Origin of the sequence: Roseibium aggregatum, assembly GCF_014692675.1 — a bacterium.
GTDB classification, from domain to species: Bacteria; Pseudomonadota; Alphaproteobacteria; order Rhizobiales; family Stappiaceae; genus Roseibium; species Roseibium aggregatum_C.
Genome location: NZ_JABFCZ010000059.1, coordinates 1 through 5,724, shown reverse-complemented (window position 1 = coordinate 5,724; position 5,724 = coordinate 1). Strand labels below are relative to the sequence as shown.

At 63.0% G+C, this 5,724-nt stretch carries 5 protein-coding genes; all 5 read left to right on the top strand.

The window, feature by feature from the left end:
- Nucleotides 1-1,153: alanine racemase (gene alr / locus HK439_RS26080; RefSeq protein ID WP_235988125.1), on the top strand; the 1,153-nt coding region annotated here is incomplete at its 5' end.
- A complete protein-coding gene (gene radA, locus HK439_RS26075; RefSeq protein ID WP_190294415.1) occupies nt 1,153-2,547 on the top strand; it encodes a DNA repair protein RadA in 1,395 nt (464 codons plus the stop codon). The genes alr and radA, both read left to right, overlap by 1 nt.
- A gap of 68 nt (nt 2,548-2,615) precedes the next feature.
- The gene (locus HK439_RS26070; protein WP_190294414.1) at nt 2,616-3,230 is read left to right on the top strand and encodes a CvpA family protein; all 615 of its coding nucleotides are present in this window, start codon (nt 2,616-2,618) and stop codon (nt 3,228-3,230) included.
- Nucleotides 3,231-3,326: 96 nt separating this feature from the next.
- Entirely contained in the window at nt 3,327-4,799 is a 1,473-nt protein-coding gene (gene purF, locus HK439_RS26065) for an amidophosphoribosyltransferase (RefSeq protein WP_190294413.1), read from the top strand.
- Nucleotides 4,800-4,812: 13 nt separating this feature from the next.
- Nucleotides 4,813-5,553 carry an SDR family NAD(P)-dependent oxidoreductase gene (locus tag HK439_RS26060; RefSeq protein WP_190294412.1) on the top strand — a complete coding sequence of 247 codons (741 nt, stop codon included), beginning with the start codon at nt 4,813-4,815 and terminating at the stop codon, nt 5,551-5,553.
- Nucleotides 5,554-5,724 lie beyond the last annotated feature (171 nt).

The window sequence follows — 5,724 nt, the reverse complement described above, 5'->3', positions numbered from 1 at the left end:
CCTCCCAGTTCCCCACCCTTCCGAAGCCCTTGCCGGAGGGCGGCTGACCGTCGATCTCGATGCCATTGCCGCAAACTGGCGCACCTTGTCCGAAAATCTTCGCGACGGGACCGAGTGTGGCGCCACGGTCAAGGCCAATGCCTATGGCACCGGGCTTGCTGAGACCGCCGAGCGGCTTTCACAGGAAGGCTGCAGGACCTTCTTTGTCGCACTGCCCGAGGAAGCTCTGCATCTGCGCGAAACCCTGCCCGACGCAACCATCTACGTTCTGGACGGCCTGTTTCCCGGCACCGCAGAGACCTATGCGGCGGCAAACCTCAGGCCCGTCCTGAATTCCGTTCCGGAGATCGAGGAGTGGTCCGCCTACTGCCGGACGGCGAATACCGCACTTCCGGCGGCTATCCATATCGATACGGGCATGAACAGGCTTGGCCTGCTGCCGGAGATGTTCGCGCAGGTCATGGCCGACAATTATCTCACCGGCCCGTTTACGCCCTGCCTGCTTGTCAGCCATCTGGCCTGCGGCGCAACGCCCGACCATCCGCTGAACCGCATCCAGCTTGACACCTTCCGCGCGGCGACGGCGGATTTCCCGGACATACCGAAATCACTCGCCAATTCTGCCGGCGTGTTCCTCGGGCCCGACTATCACTTCGACATCGCCCGCCCGGGCATTTCCCTTTTCGGCGGCAAGGCCCTGGATCCGGGCGCCAATCCGATGTCGCCGGTCGTTTGCGTCGAAGCGCGCATCCTGATGGTTCGCGACGTCGCGGAAAGCAAGACCATCGGCTATGGCGGCGTGGAAACGGCGACGCGGACCATGCGGCTCGCCATTGTGGCAGCGGGCTATGCCGACGGCTTCATGCGCCGGGCAGGCTCATCCGACAAACGTCCGGGCGGCTTCGGCTGGCTGGATGGCCACCGCCTGCCCATCGTCGGCCGGATTTCAATGGACATGATGGCGCTGGACGTCACGGACGTTCCCGAAACCGTGGCCCGGCACGGCGTTTTCGTGGAACTGCTCGGTCCCAACGTCGCGGCTTCGGATCTCGCCATTTACGCTGAAACCATCGACTACGAATACCTGACCGGACTCGGACGCCGCTTTCACCGGCGGTACGGCCCCCTCGACACTCCGGAAGGCCGAAGCTGATGGCCAGGCGCGCAACCAGTTTCGTCTGCCAGTCCTGCGGGGCGGTGACGGCCAAGTGGACAGGACGGTGCGAATCCTGCGGCGAGTGGAATTCCATCGTCGAGGAACAGACCGGCGGCGGCATCGGCGGGGGCCCGGGCAAGATAAAGCGGTCCAAGGGCCGGGTCGTTCCCCTGGTCGGACTGTCGGGAGATACCAAGGAGGCGCCGCGGATCCTGAGCGGCATTGCCGAACTCGACCGGGTCACCGGCGGCGGCTTCGTCCGCGGGTCCGCGCTTCTGGTCGGCGGCGATCCGGGCATCGGCAAGTCCACGCTCCTGATCCAGGCAGCCGCTGCCCTTGCCCGCCTGGGCCAGCGCGCGGTCTATATTTCCGGCGAAGAGGCGATCGGACAGGTGCGGATGAGGGCGGAACGGCTCGGTCTTTCCGACGCCCCGGTGGCACTGGCCGCCGAGACCAGTGTCGAAGACATCCTCGCAACCCTGGAAGCCGACACGCCGCCTGCCCTGCTCATCCTGGATTCCATCCAGACACTGTGGACCGAACAGGCGGATTCCCCGCCTGGCACCGTGACCCAGGTGCGCGCGTCGGCCCAGGCGATGGTGCGCTATGCCAAGAAACACGGCACGACGCTTGTCCTTGTCGGCCATGTGACCAAGGATGGCCAGATCGCCGGTCCGCGCGTGGTCGAACACATGGTCGACGCAGTGCTTTACTTCGAGGGTGACGGCGCCCATCAGTACCGGATCCTCCGGTCCGTGAAAAACCGTTTCGGCGCCACCGACGAGATCGGCGTTTTCGAAATGACCGGCGCAGGTCTTGCCGAAGTCGCCAATCCGTCTGCGCTGTTTCTGGGCGACAGAACCGCCAATGCGCCGGGATCGGCCGTCTTTGCCGGACTTGAAGGCTCGCGCCCGCTGCTGATCGAGGTGCAGGCGCTGGTCGCGCCCTCGCCTCTCGGCACGCCCCGGCGCGCCGTTATCGGCTGGGATTCCGCCCGCCTGTCCATGATCCTTGCGGTGCTCGAAGCCCGTTGCGGTGTACGGTTTTCCCAGCACGACGTCTATCTGAACGTCGCCGGCGGGCTGAAAATCAACGAGCCCGGAGCGGACCTGGCGGTCGCCGCGGCCCTTGTCTCTTCACTCAGCGGACTTGCCCTTCCGGCGAATTGCGTCTATTTCGGCGAAGTCAGCCTTTCAGGAGCGATCCGGCCGGTCGCCCAGGCTCAGTCCAGGCTGAAGGAAGCGCAGAAACTCGGGTTCGATCAGGCGTATTGCCCGGAGGGCAACCTGAAAGACGGCGCGACACGGAATTTTGCGGTAACGGGACTCCCGGAACTTGGGGATTTCATTGCCAAAATCTCGGCCAAGGCTGGTGCCGGCGGCAACGCTTGAGGCATCAATCGGACGGATCAAGCGGGCGCAAGCGCCCGATGGCTCAAGATAAGGGATCTTTCAGACAGATGCCGATCACGCTGCTCGACGGAATCCTTCTCGTCATCATGCTCATCTCGGCGGTTCTGGCGATGATCCGCGGTTTCGTCCGCGAGGTTCTGTCCATCGCCTCATGGATCGCGGCGGCTATCGCAGCCTTCCTGCTTTACGGGCGCGTGCTTCCCTACGCCAAGCAGTATATCAGTCACGATCTGGTTGCACTGGGCGTTTCTGCCGCAGCCGTGTTTATCGTAACGCTGCTGATCGTGTCCTATATAACCATGCGTATTTCCGATTTCGTGCTCGACAGCCGGATCGGCGCGCTGGACCGCACTCTGGGGTTCGTGTTCGGCGCGGTCCGCGGACTGCTTCTGGTCGTCGTGGCGATGATGTTCTTCAACTGGTTCGTCCAGCCGGAACAGCAGCCGAACTGGATCCTGCAGGCGAAATCGCGGCCGATCCTGATGTCCATCGGCGAACGGCTTGTCGCCGTGCTGCCGGAAGACCCGGAGAAGGCCATTCTGGACAAGATCAAGAAGCGGACGTCCACACAGGCCGAGGGCGAAGACGGGAACGAGAATACAGGCTACAGCGATTCCGAGCGCAAGGGCCTTGACCAGCTTACGACCGGCGGAAACAACTGACGCTCGACAGGCAAGAGTGCGTTTTCTCCGTTCTGCTCGTAAAAGGAGCCGGGCAGGCTGCGACCTGCCGGTATTTTGAACTTAAGGAGCTCCGCCATGCACGGCGAGACCGAAGATACAGAGCCGTTTGATCTCAATGCAGACAGGCTCCAGGAAGAGTGCGGCGTATTCGGTATATTCGGCCATGAAGACGCGAGCGCCCTTACCGCCCTTGGCCTGCACGCGCTCCAGCACCGGGGCCAGGAAGCCGCCGGCATCGTCACGCTGGACGATGAACAGTTCCGGGCGGAACGCCATCTCGGCCTGGTCGGCGACCACTTCTCCAATGCGGAGACCATCAACCGGCTGACGGGCCGGGCCGCAATCGGACATGTGCGTTATTCGACCACCGGCGAACCGATCCTGCGCAACGTGCAGCCGCTGTTCGCCGAGCTGGAAGGCGGCGGTATCGCCATCTGCCACAACGGAAATTTCACGAACGCTCTGACGCTCCGCCAGCAGCTCATCCACGATGGCGCGATCTGCCAGTCTACCTCCGATTCCGAAGTGGTCCTGCAGCTCATTGCCAAATCGCGCGAACGGAAAATCGTCGATCGCTATATCGACGCCCTTTCCAAGATGGAGGGCGCCTATGCCCTGGTGGCGCTGACGTCGAAAAAACTGATCGGCGCGCGCGACCCGCTGGGCATCCGCCCTCTGGTCCTCGGCGACCTCAACGGCGCGCCGATCCTGGCCTCGGAAACCTGCGCGCTCGATATCATCGGCGCGACCTTCATCCGCGAAGTGGAAAACGGCGAAGTCATCGTCTGCAGCCCGAGCGGCATCGAATCCTATTTCCCCTTCGGCAAATGCAAGGCGCGTCCGGATATCTTCGAGTTCATCTATTTCTCGCGTCCCGATTCCGTCATCGGCGGTCGCAGCGTCTATGACGTACGCCGGTCGATGGGCCGGGAACTGGCGCGCGAAGCCCATGTGGAGAGCGACGTCATCGTCCCGGTTCCCGACAGCGGCGTGCCTGCGGCCATCGGCTACAGCCAGGAGAGCGGCGTGCCCTTCGAACTGGGCATTATCCGCAACCACTATGTCGGGCGGACCTTCATCGAGCCGTCCCAGTCGATCCGTGCACTCGGCGTGAAGATGAAGCATTCCGCCAACCGGATGCAGATCCAGGGCAAGCGCGTCATCCTGATCGACGACAGCCTCGTTCGCGGCACGACATCGGTCAAAATCGTCCAGATGATCCGCGAAGCAGGAGCCCTGGAAGTTCACTTCCGGCTGGCAAGCCCGCCGATCCGCTATTCCGACTATTACGGCATCGATACGCCGGTGCGCGAAAAGCTTCTGGCGGCCAAATACAATCTGGAAGAAATGCGCAACTACATCGGTGCGGACACGCTCGCCTTCCTCTCCGTCGACGGCATCTACAGGGCCATGGGTTACGAAGGCCGCGACAACGAGAGCCCGCAGTTCACCGATCACTGCTTCACCGGCGATTATCCGACACCTTTGACAGACCTGTCCGAAGACCGCGATTTCATCCGTCCGCCGCGTCTCGTTGAAGTCCAGTAAACAAGAGGCAGGCATGACGCAGGAATTCGAAGGCCGGGTCGCGGTCGTCACCGGGGCCTCGCGCGGTATCGGCTATCAGCTGGCCAAGGCGCTCGGCGCCCGCGGGGCTCATGTCATCGCTCTTGCGCGCACCGTCGGTGGCCTGGAGGATCTCGACGACGAGATCAAGGCGGCAGGCGGCCAGGCGACGCTGGTTCCGGTCGACATAACCGATTTCGATGCACTCGACCGCCTGGGCGCGGCCATCTTCGAACGCTGGAAGAAGCTCGACATCCTGGTCGGCAACGCCGGCAGTTTCAGCCTGCTCTCGCCGGTCGGACATATCGGCATCAAGGACTTCGACAAGGTGATGTCGACCAATGTCACCGCCAACTGGCGGCTGATCCGGTCGTTCGACCCGCTGCTGCGCCAGTCGGACGCCGGACGGGCCCTGTTCCTGACCGATTCCCACGCTCACAGCTGTACGGCCTTCTGGGGCCAGCAGGCGGTCTCCAAGGCGGCCCTGGAAGCCCTGGTGCGCACCTATGCCAATGAGAGCCTGAAAACCAATCTGAAGATCAACCTGGCCGATCCCGGACCCGTGCGGACCGGTCTGCGGTCAAAGGCGATGCCCGGCGAGGATCCTGAAAAGCTGACGAAACCGGAAGAGGTCGCGCCCGCGCTCCTGAAACTGCTCGGCGCCGATCTGACCGAAACCGGCAAGCTCTACCATCACCCCAGCGGCGAGATGCGGGACTTTCCGACGGCGGTCTGACGGTTCTGCTGTACAGAACATAAAAGGCGCGGAAATCCCGCGCCTCAGACTGCTGACAAACCCCTGGCGTTAGCCGGGGGTTTTTGATTCACTGTTTTGATGTTGAAGAAACCCGGTCCGGATCAGACAGCGCTTGAGATGGTCACACTCGACCAGCTTGTTCCCGCCGAT